This is a genomic window from Alteromonas stellipolaris (genome assembly GCF_001562115.1).
Lineage (GTDB): Bacteria > Pseudomonadota > Gammaproteobacteria > Enterobacterales > Alteromonadaceae > Alteromonas > Alteromonas stellipolaris.
The window spans coordinates 284,477-306,507 of the sequence record NZ_CP013926.1 but is presented as its reverse complement, the minus strand read 5'-3'; the positions used below and the strand labels follow the sequence as shown (position 1 = coordinate 306,507).

8 protein-coding genes are annotated in these 22,031 nt (G+C 44.8%); 4 read left to right on the top strand and 4 right to left on the bottom strand.

Translation table 11 applies throughout. The features are described 5' to 3' along the window. Nucleotides 1-19: 19 nt before the first annotated feature. From AVL57_RS01230 to AVL57_RS01215, 4 genes are read right to left on the bottom strand one after another with little or no spacing between them, the layout of a single operon-like run. Complete coding sequence (locus tag AVL57_RS01230) at nt 20-7,510, bottom strand: non-ribosomal peptide synthetase (protein ID WP_057794642.1); 7,491 nt, start codon at nt 7,508-7,510, stop codon at nt 20-22. Further along, the gene (locus AVL57_RS01225) at nt 7,507-10,878 is read right to left on the bottom strand and encodes a non-ribosomal peptide synthetase (protein WP_057794644.1); all 3,372 of its coding nucleotides are present in this window, start codon (nt 10,876-10,878) and stop codon (nt 7,507-7,509) included. The genes AVL57_RS01230 and AVL57_RS01225 overlap by 4 nt, the downstream gene beginning before the upstream one ends. Continuing rightward, complete coding sequence (locus AVL57_RS01220; protein WP_057794647.1) at nt 10,875-14,072, bottom strand: non-ribosomal peptide synthetase; 3,198 nt, start codon at nt 14,070-14,072, stop codon at nt 10,875-10,877. Before AVL57_RS01220 ends, AVL57_RS01225 begins: the two co-directional genes overlap by 4 nt. After that, on the bottom strand, nt 14,062-14,625 hold the full coding sequence (locus tag AVL57_RS01215; RefSeq protein ID WP_057794649.1) for a hypothetical protein: 564 nt from the start codon (nt 14,623-14,625) through the stop codon (nt 14,062-14,064). Before AVL57_RS01215 ends, AVL57_RS01220 begins: the two co-directional genes overlap by 11 nt. A 157-nt stretch (nt 14,626-14,782) precedes the next feature. On the opposite strand from AVL57_RS01215, the gene AVL57_RS01210 reads away from it, so the two are divergent. The 4 genes from AVL57_RS01210 (at nt 14,783) to AVL57_RS01195 (ending at nt 22,024) form a co-directional block, all read left to right on the top strand. Next, entirely contained in the window at nt 14,783-16,966 is a 2,184-nt protein-coding gene (locus tag AVL57_RS01210; RefSeq protein WP_057794651.1) for a winged helix-turn-helix domain-containing protein, read from the top strand. 510 nt (nt 16,967-17,476) lie between these two features. After that, nucleotides 17,477-17,659 carry a hypothetical protein gene (locus tag AVL57_RS01205; RefSeq protein ID WP_057794653.1) on the top strand — a complete coding sequence of 61 codons (183 nt, stop codon included), beginning with the start codon at nt 17,477-17,479 and terminating at the stop codon, nt 17,657-17,659. A gap of 77 nt (nt 17,660-17,736) precedes the next feature. Next, a complete protein-coding gene (locus AVL57_RS01200) occupies nt 17,737-18,873 on the top strand; it encodes an efflux RND transporter periplasmic adaptor subunit (protein WP_057794655.1) in 1,137 nt (378 codons plus the stop codon). Between the two features lie 4 nt (nt 18,874-18,877). Next, a complete protein-coding gene (locus AVL57_RS01195) occupies nt 18,878-22,024 on the top strand; it encodes an efflux RND transporter permease subunit (RefSeq protein ID WP_057794657.1) in 3,147 nt (1,048 codons plus the stop codon). The last annotated feature ends 7 nt before the right edge of the window (nt 22,025-22,031 follow it).

The window sequence follows — 22,031 nt, the reverse complement described above, 5'->3', positions numbered from 1 at the left end:
TCGGTAAAGTGAGATTGTGTTAGTTAGCACACTGCAATGGAGTGCTGTTAATGAGTAGCCGAGCAAGCGCTTCTGCTAACTGCTCGATATAGGGTGACGTCACGATACTAAAGTGATCGCTGTTGCTGATAACGGTGGTCTCAAGGCTTTCGCAATAGGCCTCCCAATCATGTGGTGAAGGTTGGTCATCAGAGGCGATAAGCACAATGTGTCCGGGACTTTGTTCCATTTTGTGTTGATTGAGCAGCGTGTGATTTTGTCTTATCACGTTAAAACGCTGATAAAACGTCTCAATACCAAAATCAGCAGGAAGTCGGCTCTGCCTTACTGCCACTGCATGTAGCTGCTGTAACGCTGCTTTAGAACCATTCAACCTAGCTTGTTCAATTTGCGTCTGTGACAGCGATATACCCATTTCATTTGCCATGGTGTACATGAGTGACAGGTCATCTGTAAGCTCACCATCGTGGGTTGTCGGATAGGAATCGATCATGACAACTTCAACGCCAATATCGCCTTGAAGATACGCTAACCTCTGGATTTCATGCGCGATAACGCCACCCATAGACCAACCTGCAACCTGAATCTGCCCAGAAGGACACTTGGCTTGAATCAGCGCTAGATAGTGACCTGCCATCGCGGTAAGACTTTCAAAGCTATCCTGTGGTGTCTGAATGCCGTAAATAGGCAGATCGTCAGAGAGCCTGCTAACCAGTTCGCCGTAACAAACAACACTGCCTCCGACTGGATGTATCAAGAATACAGACCGTTGATTTGATGCACCTGCTTGCAGTGTTACTAGGCTCTGCTCTTCAAACGATTGCACTTCATGCGCTTTACTACACGAATTGTGTTTACGCTCTGCTAGCAAAGCTTGCTTTTGAATGCTGCTGGCCTCAAACAATTCGGCCAATGTGACGTCTATATCAAAACGTTTTTTCATCTCATTGAGCAGCTTTATCACTAACAAGGAATGCCCCCCAGAAATGAAGAAGTCGCTGGTTATACTCAAACGTGTGGCACTGCCACCTAAGAGCGCAGCCCAGATCTCTGCAACCTTCTCCTCCCATGCCGTGCGCGCAGGCATAAAGGTTGGATTGATTGGACGCTCGAAAAGCGCTGGCAGGGCACTTCGGTCAAGCTTCCCGCTCGTTGTTACAGGCAGACTGCCTAATACAACAAAGTGATCTGGCACCATGTAACTAGGCAATGCCTGCCTTAAATCACTTTTGAGGCTCTCCAGACTTATTGTGTCAGCGTTACGTACTGCGACGTAAGCAACCAATTGTGCGTTGTCTTCTGAGGACTGATTCAGGACAACCGCTGCTGACACAATGGTCTTATGGCTGGATAAAACAGACTCAATCTCTCCCAATTCAATTCGATATCCTCTGATCTTGACCTGGTCATCAATGCGGCCAATGAACTGAAGATTACCGTCACTTAACATGCGTACTAAGTCACCAGATTTATATAGCTTTGGGCTACTGCTGATGCAGGTATCGTCGTAATAGGGATTAGAAACAAACTTCTCAGACGTCAGTTCTGACTTATGCAAGTAACCTATTGCTAGGCCTTCACCACCGATGTGTAGCTCGCCAATGGCTCCTTGCGGTACTAACCGCTCGCAACTATCTAAAATCAGCAATTCGGTATTACGCGTCGCTTTACCGATAACACTCTGATCCTCGATTAGCGCGAAACTGCTGTTCACACCGGTTTCTGTAGGACCGTAGGCATTGAGCAGCTTTGTCCCCACGGTACGGGTGTAGTTAAGCAATTTATTCAGTATTTTTCCTGACAGGGTGTCACCACTGGAAATGAGGTTTACTGGTTCAGATGAAAGCTCATCGACAACCAAATCTAATAGCTGAGGTACCGCGTTAAATACATCGACATTGTTCTCAGCCATCAGCTTGGCTAATTTAGCCGGGTTGACAGCTTCGTCATCCGTTGCAATGACAACGGCCTTACCACGTGCCAGACTTGCGAGCCCTTTTAAAGAGGCGTCAAATGAATAAGATGATGTCCATAGCCAGGGCGATTCATCACTGGAGTTCAATATGGAAAGTTGCTCTTCAAACTCATGGCAAAAAGACAATAGTGTTTTGTGGGACTGACACACGCCTTTAGGTTTGCCGGTAGAACCAGAGGTGTAAATGACATAGGCCAGTTGTTCGCTGTTCGCTTGTGGCAGCTGAACATTCGGGTTGTGAGACGCCAGATGCTGGCGCTGCCCTGCCTCAAAATTGATTGCTTTCACATTCTCAAACTGTCTGTTGATTACATACTTCGATTGCGATAGGACAAGCTCCAACTTTGCGTCTTCTACAATATAGTCACGCCGTGATTTTGGGGATGCGGGATCTAACGGCACATATGCCGCACCCGATTTAAGAATAGATAGAATACCAACGGCCATGTCACTCGAACGCGCGGTACACAAACCGATTAACTGACCAGGCTTAACGTCATTTTCTTCAATCAGATAATGCGCAAGCTTATTAGCTTTTTCATTTAACTGCGCAAATGAAAGACGCTGTCCACAACACAAGAGCGCTGTCTTATCGGGTGTCTCATTCGCATACGCTTCAATATAGTGATGCAGCGCCATGTCAGCTGGGAAAGTAGAAAACGCTCCTTTAGCAGTAGTTACTAGGTCCTGTATTTCCGATTCAGACAAGATTGCAATGTCTCTTAACTGGGGCGTATTTTCAGAGAAACCACTAACCGCTGCAAGGCTTTCTAAACAGTTTTTCAAATGCGTATTTAATCTGGAAATGGACGTAGCATTAAACAATGATTTATCGTATATCCAGCGTAATATCACGCCATTATCATCCATATCTAAATGTACAGAGAGATCAAATTTGGCAACGACGTTGTCTGACGCCATTGGCGTAATTTGCACTCCGGGAATAGCGTCCAATAAAGGTGCCTGTTCCCGACCTGTTGATTTTTCTCCTGTGGTTAACATTATTTGAAACAGTGGTGAATGCGCAGTGTCACGCGGTACTCTTAACTGCTCTATCAAGAAGTCAAATGGTAGATCCTGATACTTCTGAGCTTCCAAATGCACCTGGCGAACCTGGTTTAGGTAATCGGCTAGCGACTCGTGATCTGTATTCACCCGTAGCGCCAGAGTATTGGCAAAGAAGCCGATAAGGTGTTCAACTTCGGGGTTTAATCTATTAGCTACAGGCGTACCGATAACCATATCTGTACTGTTACTGTGGCGAGACAGTACAAGCGCTAGGGCACTGTGTAAAAGCATAAAGGGAGTCATGCTAAATTCTCTCGCAACACAACCTAAAGCCGTTCCTATATCGCTTGGCATACTATCGGTTATGAGTCCAGCATCGAATTGCTTTTTATTCGGTCTTACCTGATCCAATGGGAGTGAATGTAAGGTCGGCGCACCTTCCAATTTTTGTTTCCAGTAACGCGTTTGCTCTTCCAATATGTCATTCTTCAGCCACTCTCGTTGCCATACGGCAAAGTCAGCGTATTGAATATTAAGTGCGGGCAGCATCCTAGTCTGTGCGGTAGTGACATTGTGATAATGAATCAGAAATTCATTCACAAGGATATCCATCGACCAGCCATCAGAAGCGATATGGTGCATGTTGAACATCAAAATACTTTGACGCGGGCTGTTCGCATCGCCCTCCGCCAGTAGAATAGTACTCGCTCTCAGCATGATATCCTGGCCTAGGTCGAAAGGAGCTTTGGCATCATTCTCGATAAGCTGTTGTAATTTTTGGTCGCGTAGGTCTTTGCTGTAGTGGGATAGATCAAAGCGACTCAACGTAAATGGAACCCCTTCTTGTATATATTGTACAACACCTTCTTCAGATTCTTTGAAAACAGTCCTCAGGACTTCGTGGCGCTGGACAATGGCCTCGAATGCCATACGCGTTGCGTTTTCATCAAGCGTACCCGTTACCTCGAGTGCCGCTGGCATATTGTATTCGGCGCTGGAGCCTTGAAGCTTATCGATGAAGTGGAGGCGTTGCTGAGGAAATGACAACGGCATTCCCTGCTTCTCTCGCTTCGCCTTTGTTATCGGTGCACGATTCAGTGGGATACTGCATTCGAGTTTGCCAGCCAGATTACAAATCGTTTGCGCTTTAAAGATGTCGGCCACCGAAATGTCGAGATGAAGTTGATCTTTTATCGTAGTAACCAGTTTCACGGCCGCTAAGGAATTGCCGCCCATCTCAAAAAAGTTGGCTGTAACGCTCAACTTGTCTGGCGCTATTTGTAACGCCTCTGACCAAATTTTGAGAAGCGATTTTTGAAGGTCATTTTGGGGTGCACAGAATGTAGAACTGACATCGTCGCTTCGCAGTTCTGCAAGCGCTTTCTTATCCACTTTCCCGTTTTTCGTTAAAGGCCACTGCTCAACGATAACGAAGGTCTGCGGTACCATATAGTCTGGCAGCTGCGATGATAACTCCGTCTTCAATGAGGTAATGTACTCATATCGGTCCGGCACGTTGTGTGTACTTTGCACATAAGCGACGAGACTTTTACCGCCCGGACCTCTGGGCGCCATAACCATCGACATGCCTACCGTGGGTAGTTGCGCGAGCCTGTTTTCAATCTCACCTAATTCAATTCTAAATCCTCGAATTTTAACCTGGTCATCTAAGCGGCCATGAAACCTCAGGTTTCCACTGCCATCACAGGAAACTAAATCACCGGTTTTATACAGCCTGCGACTACTGAGTTCATCCGCTGAGTTGAAATAGGGATTCGGCAAAAAACGTTCTGAAGTAAGCGCATCCTGGTTTAAATACCCTCTCGCCAATCCATTCCCACCGATATACAGCTCTCCAACTGAACCGGTGGGTACCAGCCCCATTTGGTTATCAAGAATAAATAGACTAGTGTTGACGTTTGGCTCGCCAATGGGCACTGTTTTGTTTACGTGTTCACCATACAGGTGGTAGCTGGTTGCCGTAACCGTAGCCTCCGTCGGCCCATAGCTATTGATTAACTCAACGTCCTCAACCTGCTCAAAGTACTCAGTCACCGCCTCAGGTTGTAATGCTTCCCCCCCTAAAATAACTAAACGTAAGCCATTAAAATTGAGCTTGAATCGCCCCGCATTAAGCTGATGCCAAAATGCAGTGGGAAGACTTACCACGGTTATTTGGTTTTGCTTACAAAAACGGCAGAAGTCATCTAGGCTAGATACGCATTTTTCATTTCGTAGGGTTAACGTGGCGCCGCTACACAGCGTCGCAAATACTTCTTCCACAAAAATGTCAAAATTAATGGTGGAGAACTGCAAAACATTATCGCTCGTGGCTATTCGGTAGCGTTCCCTAGTGTTCAACAAAAAGTGATGCAAGTTTCTGTGTTCAATCATTACGCCTTTTGGACGACCTGTTGAGCCAGATGTGTAAATGACATACGCAAGATTATTCGACGTAAGGTTTATGCTGACAGGGTCAATATTGGTACAGGGGAAATTATTAAAATCACACGTTTCAAATGCAAGTACACAGCAAGAGTCAAGCCGCAGGGCCGCAGAAGACCGTTCATCAGCCACCAACAGGCTTATTCCTGCATCGGCTATCATTTCCCTGAGCCGATCAGACGGGTAATCTGGGTCGAGCGGTAAATACGCTCCCCCCGCCTTCATGATCGCCAACACTGTGACGATTTGTTCGCACGAGCGCTTCATGCTAACCCCAACAATAGTGTCGGGTCCGACACCAAACTCTTCAATTAACAAATGGGCAAGTTGATTGGCTTTCTCATTAAGTTGTTGGTAGGTGTAGCGCTTACCTTCAAACGCGACAGCAATTTTGTCAGGACAAACTGCAACCTGTTCTTCGATAACGGTTTGTACACACACACTTTTGTCGAATGCTCGTTTGGGACCGTTTAACAACGCGAACTGTTTGTCTGTTTCTTTTTCGGACAGTAACGTGAGTGCTGACATGGGGATATCTGATGGTACCGTCTCAGCATGACTTGCTAGGTTCTCCAATAGCTGACATAAATGCAGATTGAGTTCGTCCGCATTATCATAGCTGAACAGGGCAATGTCGTAGACGAATTTCACACTGGCCCCCTTCTCACTCAGGCTAATATTGACATCTAAATCATAAGCGGAAGAAACTGACACCGCGTCAGGTGCGAGGACAGATAACGTGCTGCCTGCAAGCGCCATAGTGGGCTCACCTTGTGCGACGCCAAAATTGTTTTGGGTGGTAAGCATGACCTGAAATAGAGGGGCATATGCAGGATTGCGGGCAATCTTGAGTGTATCAACCAGTTTCGTGAAAGGGACATCCTGATTTGATTGCGCTTCAACATGAATTTGTTTTATATGATTTAAGTATTCACCGAGCTGTTGGTGATTGGTATTACAACGCAAAACTAACGTATTTACGAAAAAGCCAATCAACGAAGCAAGTTCGGGTTGCTGTCGATTAGCGAACGGCGTGCCTATCACGATATCTTGGCTGCCACTATGCCTTGCCAACACCAGCGCTAACGCCCCATGTAGCAACATGAATGGTGTCATTTTGAAAGCACAAGCCAGATTGATTAACTTTTTTGCGGTATGAGCGGATATTTTACGCTCCACAATCGCGGCCTCTTGCTGCTTTTCCAGAGGCCTTTCATACGATAGCGGTAACGAATGACATGCTGGTGCGTCTTCAAGCTGTTTTTTCCAATAGGCAAATTGCTGTTGATACACCTGTGATTCAATGAGGTTAATTTGCCAGCTGGCGTAATCTGCATATTGAATTGACAGCTCTGGCAACCGACTTGGTGTACCTGTAATAAAGGCATGGTAGAGTTCAAAGAACTCGCTATGCAACACTTCCATTGACCATCCATCAAACGCAATATGATGAGTGTTGAACAACAGAACTCCGCGCTGGTTTTCGCCTCGCTCCAGCTCGATATAGGAGGCACGTAACATTAAGTCTAGTTCAAGATCAAACGGCTTTTTTATGTCTTCTCTTAGTAACTCGATTAACGCATCCGCCCTAATATCGGGCGCAACGCTGGTCAAATCATGGCGCGTAATTGCGAGTCTATTCTCTTGTTGAATAAATTGAGCAGGCGCCCCACTGATATTGACATAACACGTTCTTAAAATTTCATGGCGACGTACAATTTCGTTAAGCGCGAACGTGGCTGCATCAAAATTGAATGCGCCCTTAACTTCACACGCGCCGGGCATATTAAAATCAGCAGATGCCCCAGTCACTTTATTGGCGAGCCAAATGTTTTCCTGAGTAGGTGACAACGGCAGTGTCTGACCGCGGTCAATTGCCTTAATAGTGCTGCCATCTGCCTTGGTAGCCCCATTATTGAAAGACTGAATGTAAGCGGTTAATTCTTCCTTATTGTTTTTAATAAGTGACAATAGTTCTGGGGTTAGCATGTGCTTGTCGCCGGTAAGACCAATACCACTCTCCTCCAGAGTGATACTGATCCCCTGCTGCGCACATTGTTCAATAATGTGCTGCATTTTCATATCACAATTCTCTCCGCATCAGCAGACGCAAATGTCTGGCTTGTCGCTGCTAATACCTGGCGTTGCTTTTCGTAAAATTCACATTGCTGTGCCAACGCCCTAATCGTGGGACCTTCCATTAACACTTTCAAAGGCAGTTCTACATCAAGCTTCTCTCTGCAGGCACTAGCAAGACGAATTCCAAGTAATGAATGCCCTCCAATTTCGAAGAAGTTTGCATCCACACTGATATTTTCTAGTCCAAGCAACTCCTGCCAAATGGCCTGAATATTTGCTTCCAATTCTGTTTCAGGCGCAACATACGTTACCGGCTCTATTTCAACATCTAACGTTAACAATGCCTTTCGGTCTCGCTTACCATTGGAGGTGACAGGTACCTCAGACAGCATGACGACCTTTGAAGGCAACATATATTTAGGGAGGCGGGATTCAAGAAATGAAAGAATGTGGTTCTCGTGCATGACATCAGAAACTAAGAAAGCCACCAGCTGCTCGTCTTTGACCAAAACCACCGCTTCCTGAACACCCGGGTGCTCAAGGGCTACTGACTCAATTTCTTCCAACTCAATTCGATAGCCACGCAGCTTCACCTGGAAATCAACTCTGCCGAGGAAATCGAGTTGACCGTTGCTGTCATATCTGGCGAGGTCGCCGGTTTTGTACAATCTTCCCCACTGATCTGAATTGATGAATTTATCTTTTGTCAGTGCTGAGTTATTTACATACCCCTGGGCCACGCCTTGGCCGCCGATGTACAACTCGCCTTTTGCACCTGCGGGCAGTACCTCACCACTTTTATCCATCACAAACAGTCTGACATTAGGTAGCCCTGAGCCAATATTGGGTGTGCTAGATGGCGTGATGTCTGCAAAACTTGAGTTAACCGTGCACTCTGTAGGACCGTATACATTTAATGCGAATGTATCTCGCTGACCGTAATAATTTGCAAGTTGTTGCCATAACTCAGCGCTGATTGCCTCACCTCCAATCAGCATGCTGGGAAGATCTCCCCCCATCTCAACACACTCCCGCACAAGCAGCTCGGCCAATGACGGAGTGGTATCCAATATGTCGATTTCAGCTTCGCTGATATAGGTTGCTAATGCCTTGGGGTCCCGACGCATTTCCTCAGTGAGCATGTGCAGTTCAACGCCAAACGCCAGCTGAGTTAAAGCCTGCACAGAGGCGTCGAATACGGTGGGTGCATTCCATGCCCAGTTATAACTGCCAACTAAGCCCCGATCTGCCAGAATCTCCTGCATGGCGTTTGCCAGATTAGTTACACTACCGTGCGAGACGGCGACGCCTTTAGGTCGTCCGGTAGAGCCGGATGTGAACAGTATGTAGGCTAAATCATTTCTGCTAATCTGAATCCCTGGTTGCGCATGACTAGCTGTTCTCCACCCCTCGTGTTCCATGTTGACCACAAACACCTGCGCATCTTCACCGGACATATTAGTGTCGGAAAACGCAACTAATGCACTCGCCTGCGTTTCATTCAGAATATAGTCGAGCCTTTGCGCTGGTGTATTTGGATCGAGTGGTATATAAGCTGCGCCTGCTTTCATAATCCCTAGCATAGCGATCAGCAATTCCTGTGAACGTGGTAAACAAAGACCAACCGATGAGTTAGGTTCAACACCGTTCATTATCAAATAGTTAGCTAACTGGTTTGATTTTTCGTCAAGCTGTCCGTAGCTCAGCATTTTCCCTTCATACATCAACGCCGTAGCTTCAGGGTTTAGCTTGCTACGCTGTTCAATCATGCTGATTAATGAGCGGTCGTTCGTGTTGTCTGATTCAACGTAAGTCAGCCATGGCTGGTTACTTTGCTTACTAACAAACTCCAAGCGATTGATTTTGCTTTCAGGGTTTTTCAATGCGCTTTCTATTAGAGTTTCAAAAGCAGTGGCTATTTGCTCAATCGTTTGCTGTTCAAATATGTCCGATTGATAGAGCCAGCCAAGCTCTAATTGCCCGTCTTTTTCTATCGCTTCTAACGACAAATCAAAGTGGATAAACTCATTACAGTCCTGCAGTGTCATGCTCAATTCTGGTAATGCAAAGTCAGTACTCTCATGATTTTGCAACACAAACCAAAGTTGGAAGAGCGCTTGGTGACTATTGGTACGCTCTGGGTTAATCGCCTCCACCAATGCATCAAACGGCAAATTTTGATGCTCAAAGGCATCAAGAATGGTTTTTTTGTTGTTTGCTAACAACTCTGTGAGGGTTGGGTTGCCGCTCACATTCGAACGCAAGACTAGATTGTTGAGAAAGAAACCAATAAGCGGCTCAGCATTTTGATGCATTCGGCCTGCTACCGGGGTGCCCATAACGATGTCATCTTCATTGCTGAATTTGCTCACCGTCAGGGCATACAGCGTCTGCAATGCCATAAACAGAGTAACGCCCTCAGACCTGCAAAGATCGTTGAGTTTTTTAAGTGTAGAGGACGACAACGTCCGGTTTATTTTTTTACCAACAATACTGGGCTTGGCTGTACGGGGCTTATCTAACGGGATGTCATGTACTGGTGGTGCACCATCTAGGGTATTTAACCAGTAATCCAACTCCTCTTCATAGACGGAACCCTGCATCCATTCTCGCTGCCAGTGCGCATAGTCACTGTATTGGACTTCCAGTTCAGGAAGTGGGTTTTCCAGTCCCTGACAAAAAGCGCTATATAATTGATTGAGTTCTTTAATAAAAATACCAACAGACCAGCCGTCAGAAGCGATATGGTGCATGCTGAATAAAGCAACATGTTTATCTTCAGCATGTTTCAGTAACGTCACTCGCAACATCAGGTCATTCGCCAGATCGAAGGCCGTGAGTGCTTCTACCTTTGCCAACTCTCTCACTTTTTGATCAAATTCATCGTCCGTTAATTGACTTAAATCAATTAACGGAATAGTAGAATCAAACTGAGTCAGAGGTTCTTGAAAACATGCATTATTTTTTTCTCGATACACTGAATGAAGCACTTCGTGACGAGCGATAATGGTATTAACAGCCTTTTGCATGGCGTGTTTATTTAGCTTGCCATGCAATAGAAAAGGCGCGGAGACATTGCTTTGTGCAGCGCCCTCTTCCATTCGGTCAACAATCCACAAACGCTGTTGAGCAAATGATAACGGTATCGGGCCGTCGTGAGTTACTTTTTTCAATTGCTGACGCGTTAAGGCCGTCTGTTGAGCCTGAAACGCCTGAATGTAGCGCACCAATTCTTGCTTTTGCGCCTTTAGCAAAGCCAGCGTATCCTCTGAGAGCGCATCTTTGTTGGTATCAACCTGCAAGTTACCGTTGTCGACCGACAGATAGATTTCTTGCTCTAAACAAATATTAATAATGTTTTCCGCGTTCATAGTATTACCCTTTGATTATTTTTAGGATTCAGATTTGTGTGTATAACTTGAGCAGCAGCGCTGTGAGCCTTTGCTGCATTAATGATTCGTTCGGCAAGTTGCTTTATGGTTGGTGCTTCCATAAATTCAGAAAGTTTGACTTCCACCTGAAACAACTCCCTACAGGCACTGGCAATGCGAATAGCCATTAACGAATGCCCGCCGATATCGAAGAAGTTGTCTTCTATGCCAATGTCTTCGCGCTCAAGGAGCTTGTGCCAAATTTGTTGAATGGCACTTTGAGTCTCGTTTTGAGGAGCAACGTACTGGTCTGTAATTGATTCCACTTTCATCGCCGCAAGTTTTTTGCGATCTTTCTTCCCATTTATCGTGATGGGAATCTCTGGAATAAATTCGATGTGGCTAACCTGCATATAGGAAGGGAGCAATTTTTTAAGGTATCGCTGAAGCGCATTCTGAGAAACGTCCTCTGACACAACAAAGGCTCTAAGTTGTTCATTTTCAAACGTTACTACCGCACCGCTGACGCTGTCATGTCGGCATAACACTTCCTCAATTTCCCCAAGTTCAACTCTGTGGCCGCGCAGCTTTATTTGATGGTCAACACGACCTTTGTATTCCAGGTTTCCGTCCGCTGACAAACTGACCAGATCACCAGTAAGGTAAAGTCGGCCAATGTTTGGATGACTGATAAAATGTTTATCAGTCATCACCGGATTATTGATGTACCCCTGGGCGACGCCATGACCACCAATTGCCAGCTCACCTTCAACACCATGAGGGAGTAACTGCTTGCTTTCATTAAGAACAAATACTTCCGTTCCAGGTAAACTCTTACCTATCGTTGGTGCCCGGTTCGCTTCAATTAGCGCAAATGTTGTGTTTACCGTGCACTCTGTCGGCCCATACACGTTCAGAGCAAAACGCTTTGAACGATTACAGTGCTTGCTGATTTGCTGCCAGAGTGTCGATGAAATCGCTTCTCCACCAACAAGTAAGTTAGGTAATTTCACTTGCGCGAAGTCAGCCGCTTTAATCAGAACATCCAGCAGTGACGGGGTGGTATCCAGAAGGTCAATCTTCTGGCTATCCAGATATCGGGCAAGCAGATCAGGCTCAGTTCTGTGCTCATCATCCAGAAGATATAGCTCTGCGCCTTTTGCAAGAAGGGTAAGTGCCTGAACGGAGGCATCAAAGTATACGGGCGCGTTCCAGGCCCATTTGAATGGGGCTTGCAAATTATGTTCGCTTAGTGTCTTCACCATAGCATTTTGCAAGTGCATGACATTGGCGTTGGAAACACTTACGCCTTTGGGATGTCCAGTAGAGCCAGAGGTGTAAATAATGTACATCGCGTCCTCATATGACACAGGTACACCCAAATTACTGACCGAGTATTGCGCGAGCCATTGAGGATCGAGCGCCTCATCGATTAGCACTGTATGCGGCAGGGCATCTGGCAAAAGCACGCTGCTGCTATGATCTGAAACAATGATGTCCAAATCTGCATTTTCTCGTATGTACCTAAGCCGCTCTGCGGGGGCTTTTGGATCTATCGGCACGTAAGCGGCTCCCGCTTTGACAATGCCTAATAGCCCGATGAGCATTTCGATAGAGCGATTAACACATAAGCCAACCGGTTTGGGCACATTTGTATCAGTCTTGGCGTTAAGGTTTAAAATCTTATTGGCCAATTGATTCGCTTTTTTATTCAGCGCCTCAAACGTGAGAGATTGGTCTTTGAATACAATGGCACTATCGTGAGGCTTGTCATGAGCATGTTGTTCAAATAGCTGACAAAGCGTTATATTGCTAAGGCTACTGACTTCATTAGCTCTGTGATTGAGATTTGCATAATTGTTTTGATCTTTGGGACCAACAAGCTTGAACTCATCTATACGAATTTGTGGGTTAGCGACAATTTGCTCAATCATGAACATGACTCGTTCTAAAATGCTTTCACACTCATGCTCTGAGAAATAGGCTAGCTGTGCCTCTATTTGTATTTGAATGTCCTGCTTAGCCCTGAACTCACACAAATGAAACTTGAAAGGGGGCTGCTGTCCTGTGCGCAATGAGTTTGTTTCAAGTTCAGCGCCATTCGTATCAATATCGAATGCAACTTTGTAGTAATTAAAATTAATATCAAAAAGATGATTGATATGTGGTTGATGTTTTCGGGCCTGATGCAGCACCTTACTGATTGGATATTTAGTGTGTCGCGATATTGACCGTAACCCATCGCTTAAGCCAGCAAGTAAATCGGGGAAAGAGCTGGTCGTATCAACATTCAACAACAACGGGCTTACACTGGCAAAGCACCCTATCGCCCGCTTTGCAGGGCCGGTACGATTGTGAAAAGGTAAACAAATTGGAATCAGTTTCCTTCCGGAGCACGCTGCGAAGTAACTGTAAAGTGTGCCGATAAAAAGCTGATGAATAGTGGTACCGATAGATTCTGAAAAATCAATCAGGCGTTGATAATAGGCAGGGCAAATTACTTTGCTCACCATACATGTTCCAGAGTCACTATCGCTTAACGTGTGGCGTGGCTTTAAAACTGGTTCAAACTGACGCTCCAACTGCTGCTGCCAGAATCCAGCCGACTTCGCAAAGGACTTACTTGCTGCATACTTGTATGATTTTTCGGCGAGCTCTTGAAATTGGACTGGTTCGTCAACCTCTTTGAACCGCCCCCCTGTCAGAGCAAAATATTCTCTGAAAATATTTTCGGTCCAAATGCCGTAACTTAGGCCATCCAAGATGAGATGATGTGCATAGAGTACTAACCAATACTCCTTATCTGAGACTTTGAGGACATAAGTGCTGTAGAGGCCATGCTCATTTAGCTGAAATACCAGTTGAAATTGCTCTTCAACCCATACTCGAGCTTCAGTTTGCGGATCCTCACAATCGGCAAAATCCAGGTACTGTACTTTTGTCTTTGACGTATTATAGGTTTGTACGACTTCTCCGTCCTGCTCTGTAAATGCAATATGAAACACGTCATGACTCTTGATTACACTATCAATGGCGCGTTGCATCGCTTCGACATCAAGTGGATTGAAAAATCGTGCATAGCCACCTGTGTTGTACGCTGTACTACTGGGGTCGCGAGCCTGATCCAGATATATCTCCATCTGTGAAGACGTTAACGAATAACTATTTGGAGGTGATGCGCTTTCACAATTCATTGAAGTTCCCTGTTTTGTAAGTTTGAAATTGTGCGTCACCGATATCGTTGCCTCTTGGTTCGGACGGATGACTGCCGGTGATGAAATGGAGTGGTGAAACCGGACCGAATGCAAACTCTACTGCGCTGCATAGGCTCCAGGCGTCTTTTTCTAATATGCGGTGATCTATCGGGAGCGATCCCCTATTCTGTTCAGCTACGTATCTGAGCAGCCCCTGCATACGCTGGGTGCTTGAAGATCTCGTCGCGTCCTCACCTTTTGGACTGTTGATATAACAATCGCCGAGTGTTATTTGACTGAAAGAAGAAAGCTGATTGCTGTCTGCGTTTCTCGTTATTTGATGGTGATGTGGAAAAAGAGATGAGGCTGCTGCGAGAACACCGCTTTTCAGTAACCGAGAATAAAACGTAGTCGCATTGCTTCTGCCACCAGTGGTATCACGAACAACATTGGCCAATTCCATTTCGGCAACGTGTGCAGGAAAATGAAGCAGACACACAGCAAGTACAACAAACTGCGTATTAACTTTGTTTATTAATAACAAGTACACCACAGGATTTCTTCCCCTAACAGCTGTTCAAATCACGTTGTTTAAGTCGTAAATCTATACTGTGGTGAAAAATCATACATGCCAAAACACTTCTCGTTATTATTTGTGCTATATTGGCTTGGTAACATATAATCACACTAATAACATTGCGAATTACTATATGATAAGTATAGAAAAATATGGAAATTTAGACTGGCTTGGCAGCAATATTATAATCGTTGGTGATTATGCCGTTGACTTCAAAAAGTCGCGTATTTCCCGCGGCGAAGAACGTATTAAGCTAGAGCCACTCGCTATGGAATTGCTTTGCTACCTTGTTTCTCGTAAAGGTGAATATGTTAGTCAAAGAGAATTGCTTAAAAATGTATGGGGTGGCCGGGTCGTTTCTGATAACGCGATTCGTCGTGTTGTAAAAAAATTGAGGGATGCCTTAGGTGACGAACCTAGGGATCCCAAATACATAAAAACAGTACCAAATAAAGGCTATTTGCTCATCGCCGATGTTGTTATTGATGAGCATCAACCGATACCCCCTATTCCTAAAACTGCCATAGAAGCTGACCAAAATGAAACATCAAGCACTGACCTGAAAACATTTCAGAGCAAACAACCGCAGCCAGTTACAAAAACATCAGATAAACATAAAACGAGAAAACTTGTTGTTCTGACTTTGCTTACAGTCTTTGCCCTAATATTCGCACTGTATTTACTTTCATCCACAGTTTTCAAGTCTGATGACACTGTTTCCATTACACCTTTGATGTCTATGCCTGGCGAGGAGCATTGGACAGATTACAATGCGCAAAACAGTGCGATTATCTTTTCTCACCGAAAAACGGCCAACGGTTTTTTTGATCTCTACCTTAGGACGGCCGATAAGCATACGATAAGAAAGCTAACCAATGGCGGTGCAAACCACAATGCACCTTCGTGGTCTAATGATGGGAAGAAAATTGCTTATCAACGTCAATTAGGTGATAAAGCAGAGTTGGTTATACTTTCGATCTCAGAAAGTATGAAAGTTGAAAAATCCGAGGTTATTTATTCCTACGACTCGCTTCAGCCGAGTCTGGATTGGTCGCCTGATGACAGCTCACTTTACTTTGCACACCGTCAAAGCATAGATCACCCCTATTCCATCTTTTCAATCAACATTACTACGCGGGAAATTACGCAAATTACCTTTCCCAATATTGGTAACTTGGGTGATTACGCCGCACAGTTTTCCCCTGATGGAAGATTTTTAGCAACCTTCAGGTATTTGAGGTACGGCCTTGTTCATCTTATTATTGTGGATGTGACAAGGGGCAAGATACTTAGCGATAGAAAAGTTGAAAGTACGCCGATAACGTTAAGTTGGAACAATAAAAGCACTGGTGTCTACTTTTCCACTAAAGGAAAACTACACTTTTTCAACAATGAAAAGCAATCCTTCACTAGCCTCCCTATCGAAGGATACGAATTAAAATCTGTGTTCGCTCATTGCGGAAATGATTGCCTTATAGCAAATACGGCTGACGACAACAATCGCGATGTTAAGGAGTTAGCCAACCCATTTTTTTCATCTGAAAATGACCAGTTAGATTTCTTTGAATTACCGATGTTAGGAGATGAAGGGCATCCAATTTACAGCAACGATCCCGACGAAGTCGTATTTAGGGCCGTTATCAAAAATACCTCACAAATAGTAAGTTACTCTGCACAAGTCGGTCTTGAAGTACTTACCCAGTTTGATCGAGGTTACCGAATTAACAACCTACAGTTTAATCCAAAGCAAGATCTTGTATTAGGCCTTCAAGAGGAACAGATATTTGTTTTAGACGTGGGTACTGGAAATATTGAGTTTGTTAGCAAGCAAATGGAAAATGCCCAGCGCCCTAACTGGAGTGACGATGGCCAGAGCATTTATTACTCTCGTCGTGAACTGGGCACCACTGCACTCATCAAATACAATTTACAGAGTGGAGAGCACGAACGGCTGTTAGAGAACATCATCGAGGCCAAAGAAGACAAGGGAGGTCGCCACATCTACCTCCTCAATAATGACGGTGAGTTACATAAAGCGCAGATAGGGAATCTTGAACAGAGCAAATTTATAGGCAATATCCCTATCTTTTCAAATATTTCTTGGCATATCTTTGACCACACACTTTACTACTCAGCACCAGAAGGTAAAAACTTTACGTTAAATAAAATCGACATGCAAACGAAGCAAACTACCACAATTCCCTGGCTGAAAAACACCTACTATGCAAAATTTGAACTGCATTCCAGTGGGAAGAAGTTACTGTTATTGCAAGAAAACACTCCCTCTACCGAGTTGGTAGAAATAAGAAACCTGTGACCTCCTGCCAAATGAAACGGAGTAAAGCGAGAATAGTTAGCAACGGGCTAACTCAACGTGTGCTATGCACTTGATTGCACCATTCCCAAAGGCTTTTTTTCTTCAATGACACCCATTCTTCCGGTAACCATTCTAATTTGTTTATTTAATTTCTTGTCTTAATAGACCCATCGTGTGACTTTTCTCAAAAATGTAGTCTTTATTTAGCAGAATAGCGTGTAAATAAACCTATTTTTATATTTTTCAAAGAGAAAGAATTGTTTGTCAAACCTCATCACTTCAATACCGTGTGACTATTTGTTACCCACTCCAAGCTTATGTTTTTATTGATTTTAAACCTCAAAAGGTAACATCTCCACGCCTCCGTTTACGCCACTACCGCTAATACGTAATGACTAGTCATGAGAAGTTGCATGTAAGTTCATTGGGTTATGGCTAAAGTGAGATTGTGTTTCCGGCAACCGCCCCAGCACACTCAATCTTAATATTTAAATACAAGGAAAAGTTACAATGAACTCGAAGGCCACTTTTAATCCAACTACTGCAATTACAAAGGTCATTGCGATTTTAATGTTTTCAACAGTTACTGCATTTGCGCACGCCGCTGACGATACAAATAGCCAAACCGATGATGATTCCTCAAAGCCGTTACATTGTTACATCATACCTGTATGTGACGCCACCGATTCATAATCAACTTTTAGCAGTAAACGCGAACGCAAACCTTGGGCTACGAAGTGGTATCACTTCGGCCCTGCACGGAGTGTGAAATGAAAAAACTAATCTCAAGCACACGTTTAGTAGGTTTAATCTGCTCAGTGGCATTGATAATGGTGTTAGTTATCAATGCCACTGCCGTAGAGCAAACCGGTCATATTCGAAGTGATTTCATTCCTGTTGTAGATATTCAAAAGGTTGAACTCAGGCAGCACCAAATTATGATCCGTGGGTATGGTGAGATTGCTCCTTATGAAAGTACTCAACTTTCTTCAGAGTTGTCGGGAAAAGTCATACAGTGGAATCCAGAATTTACCCCTGGTGGAGTCATCAAAAAGGGGGAACTACTCTTCAAAATAGAAAGCGATACTTATCACGCACGTGTATTAAGATCGAAAGAAAATTATGCCATGGCACGAACTCGTCTAATTGAAGAGCGCGCCAAAGCTAATGTTGCAGCCAAAGACGTAGCAGATGTAGCACAGGAAAAAATTAGCGCCCTGTATTTACGCGAGCCACAACTCCTTCAGGCTCAGCGTGCAGTTGACGCTGCATTAGCAGAGCTAGAACTCGCAGAGCGAATGCTGGATGAATGTAATGTGGTAGCACCATTTGATTCACTTGTTGTGCGGCGAGACATTGGCAAAGGGCAATTTGTCAATGTGGGACAAACGGTCGCCCTGTTACATAACATTGAATTTGCAGAAATTCATGTACCCATTGCAGGTTTCGACGCCGCATTTTTGCCTGACCAAATTAATGACTTACCAGCGAAAGTAGAAAGCGCGACCGGAGTTTCAAGACAAGTTAATATTTCACGAGATCTTGGTATCGTCGATAGCATAACGAGAATGCGCAAGGTGGTAGTTAAGGTTGACGATCCTTACGGAATTGCAACAGATAGGCAACCCATGCGTTTTGGTGAGTTTGTCGAAGTTAGTTTTCTGGGAAAGCAAATAACGTCAGCGTACAAAGTACCTCGCCAGTCATTGGTTGACCAAGGTGTATGGCTTATCAATGAAGATAACCAGCTGAAGAATGAATCGGTATCAGTACTGCGTTCCGAGCCTGGTTTTTATTTAGTAAAAGGGGATTTGGGCAATACTGCTCTTATAGTGACTAGTCTGCCGGATTTTCCAATTGAAGGCACTATCGTCAACCCTCGTTCACCCGCTTCGCCGGTATTGTGAGGGAATGATGGCTTTCCAATCGAACAACAATCACACTGGCCTCATCGCCTATTTTGCCAAGAACCCAGTTGCGGCTAACCTTTTGATGACATTCATTGTGTTGATTGGTTTGCTTAGTTATCTAACCGTCAAACAGCAGCTATTCCCCTCTCAAAGCCCAGACAGCATTAGAGTGTCGGCAACATTACCCGGTGCGTCTGCAAAAGAAGTTGAAGAGTTGTTTATTATAAAAGTCGAAGCTACCTTGAAAGGTATTCCTGAAATTGAAAATGTTATTTCGAATGCGAGTCGAGGACAAGGAAGACTCACACTGCGGCTGGCGAATAAATCAAACCAATCGCGGGCGTTAGAACAGGTCAAAACTCAGGTCGCCAGTATTGAGACATTCCCTATAAGCATGAGTCCACCTCTGGTAACACTGGACAATGCGGCAAAAAACGTGATGGAAATCTCTTTGGTTGGCGATATCGCGCCCAGTCAGCTAAAGCTGGCCGGTCAAAAGATAAAAGACGAATTACTTCTGTTAGACCAGGTCTCTTTGGTTGAACTATTAGCACCGAAAGACGAGATTGCGATAGAAATTTCTCCCGATAAACTCAGGGCGTTTAACCTGACCATCCACGACGTATCTGCATCAATATCTAACCATTCACTTACACAATCGGCTGGAATGATAACGTCTGACCAAGGAAACATTGCGATTCGAGCTGACAAGCAAGCACTATCAATGGAAGACTTTGCTTCGATTCCGGTTAAGTACGGTAATGATAGCGGGAAAGTCTTGCTGGGAGAGATTGCCCACATAGCCCGCAATTATGTAGATGGCGAAAGCTACCTTACTTTTTCAGGTAGAAATGCGGTTTCTCTGATTGTTAATGCTACTGAAGAGCAGAGCATTGTGGATGTCGCGAGCTCAGTGAAGCAATACATTATCCAGAAAAACCTTACACTTCCGCCAGGGATGATGTTGGAAACGCTTGTTGACTACACTTACTATCTTGATGCACGCCTGCAGATGATGATTTCTAACTTACTGCAAGGTGCATGTCTAATTGCACTGCTTTTAACGATATTCCTTAGGTTCCGACTTGCCATGTGGGTAATGGCCGGGCTGCCTATTTGCTTTTTCGGTGCGGTAATGTTGATGCCGCTATTTGGACTAAGTATCAACATTATTTCACTCTTTGCCTTTATTATGGTGCTTGGAATTGTTGTTGATGATGCCATCGTTACGGCAGAGAGCGTTTATACTGAGGTCGAAGCGAAAGGTAGCCGCATCGACAACGTCATCGCGGGCGTCAAAAAAGTCGCTACACCTGCTACATTTGGCGTAATAACGACCATGGCTGTATTCTTTCCGTTTGTATTTTCTAGTGGGCCTGACAGCGCCACATTCTTCACTATCGCGATGGTAGCCATTCTGTGTCTGGTGTTTAGCTTGGTTGAGTCAAAGCTCATCTTGCCCGCACATTTATCAACGCTCACTCTGGGGACTCAGAATCAATCACGATGGCGAGCTAGGTTTAATGGCTACCTCAACCACTTTATTAAAGGTCCTTATCAGGCATTACTGCAAAAATGTATTCACAATGCCTGGTTGACCCTGACCGCATTCATTGCCGTGTTTGTAGTAACACTATCGTTGGTAACGTCAAACCGAGTCCAGTTTGTTGCGAACCCAAGTGTTCCGCATGACTTTCCGATGATAAGCATACAAATGACCAACGACAGCTCAGTTGAGCGAACTATTGAGACGCTTAAAAAAGTGGAACGCGTAGTTCGTGGTGTTGATGCACAAACCCAACAGGAATTCGGAAAAAAAATGGTTCGCGATATTCTGGCACTAAGTGATGGCAGAACCGCGTCAAGGCTAATCATTCCTCTCGTGAACGATGACTCACGACCATACGATACGTTCGAGCTATCAAGACGTTGGCGCGAAGCCATTCCCACCCTACCTGGCGTTAAAGCTATCTCGATCAAGGATGATTTAAATGGCTCAGATAGTGGCGGAGACTTCGGCTATCGATTGTATGGAGCCGATATAGCGCAACTTCGCACTGCAGCATCAACACTTGTCAACGAACTAAGAGAACAGAATGGGCTGGTTGATATTAACTCGTCGGTGGATATGGCCAGTAAAGAAATACAACTGAGCCTTAAACCTGTTGCTTATGATATGGGGTTAACACTAAAAGATGTTGCTACTCAAGTTGGCTTTGGCTTCTATGGAAGTGAAGCGCAACGAGTAATGAACGGGAACGAGGAAGTCCGAGTCTTAGTTCGCTATCCCTCGAATATCAGAAGAGAAGTAGCATCTCTGCAATATGCGCGTGTAACCTCGCCCTCTGGTCAGGAAGTCATGCTTGGCGATATTGCGGCCCTGTCCCTTGTTCCTGGAGCAAGCACAATCCGCAGAGAAGAAGGTGTAAGAAACGTCTATGTATGGGGTTCAGTTGATGCTTCAGTTGTATCGCCTCACCACGCTGTTACAGTCATTAAGTCAGCTATTTTACCAATGATTATGCAAAAGTTTCCTGGCGTATCCACAGAGCTTGGCGGTGACATTCAGGAACAAAATAGCCAGATGAGTGAGCAACTGCTGTTCTTGTGTATCGGTGTTATTGGTATTTACATTATGCTGGCCGTTCCGCTTAAGTCCTATGTCCAGCCTCTACTGGTGTTAATCGCAATACCACTGAGTTATACCGGCGCTGTGTTAGGGCATTATCTATTTTCGATACCGCTAAGCACAATGTCCGTGTTTGGTCTGGTCGCCGCTGCAGGTGTCGTAATCAATGACTCTCTGGTAATGATTGATTACATTAATAACGCTAAAGCGCGTGGAATAGCCGGCGTCCAGGCAATAATGGAGGCTGGGCGCGTGCGTTTTCGCCCCATATTGATCACGTCACTCACCACGTTTGCAGGCGTACTCCCTTTGATGTTCGAAACTAGCTTACAAGCAAAGCTTATAGTTCCAATGGCTGTGTCACTTGGCTGGTCAGTGCTCTTCGCGACATTAATAAGCCTGTTGCTGCTACCAGCGCTCTTTGTCATCTACACGCGGGGAATACAGCTACAGCTTATAAATCGTTCTCAACTGAGTAAGTTTCGATTGAAAAAAACTACTCAAAAACCTCAGCAGTGAAGAGTGC

What these genes read in the sequence shown, in the direction of transcription:
- AVL57_RS01230 (WP_057794642.1), bottom strand. Translation starts at nt 7,510, where the DNA reads ATGAAAATGCAGCACATTATTGAACAATGTGCGCAGCAGGGGATCAGT.
- AVL57_RS01200 (WP_057794655.1), top strand. Translation starts at nt 17,737, where the DNA reads ATGAAAAAACTAATCTCAAGCACACGTTTAGTAGGTTTAATCTGCTCA.
- AVL57_RS01195 (WP_057794657.1), top strand. Translation starts at nt 18,878, where the DNA reads ATGATGGCTTTCCAATCGAACAACAATCACACTGGCCTCATCGCCTAT.
- AVL57_RS01205 (WP_057794653.1), top strand. Translation starts at nt 17,477, where the DNA reads ATGAACTCGAAGGCCACTTTTAATCCAACTACTGCAATTACAAAGGTC.
- AVL57_RS01210 (WP_057794651.1), top strand. Translation starts at nt 14,783, where the DNA reads ATGATAAGTATAGAAAAATATGGAAATTTAGACTGGCTTGGCAGCAAT.
- AVL57_RS01225 (WP_057794644.1), bottom strand. Translation starts at nt 10,878, where the DNA reads ATGAACGCGGAAAACATTATTAATATTTGTTTAGAGCAAGAAATCTAT.
- AVL57_RS01220 (WP_057794647.1), bottom strand. Translation starts at nt 14,072, where the DNA reads ATGAATTGTGAAAGCGCATCACCTCCAAATAGTTATTCGTTAACGTCT.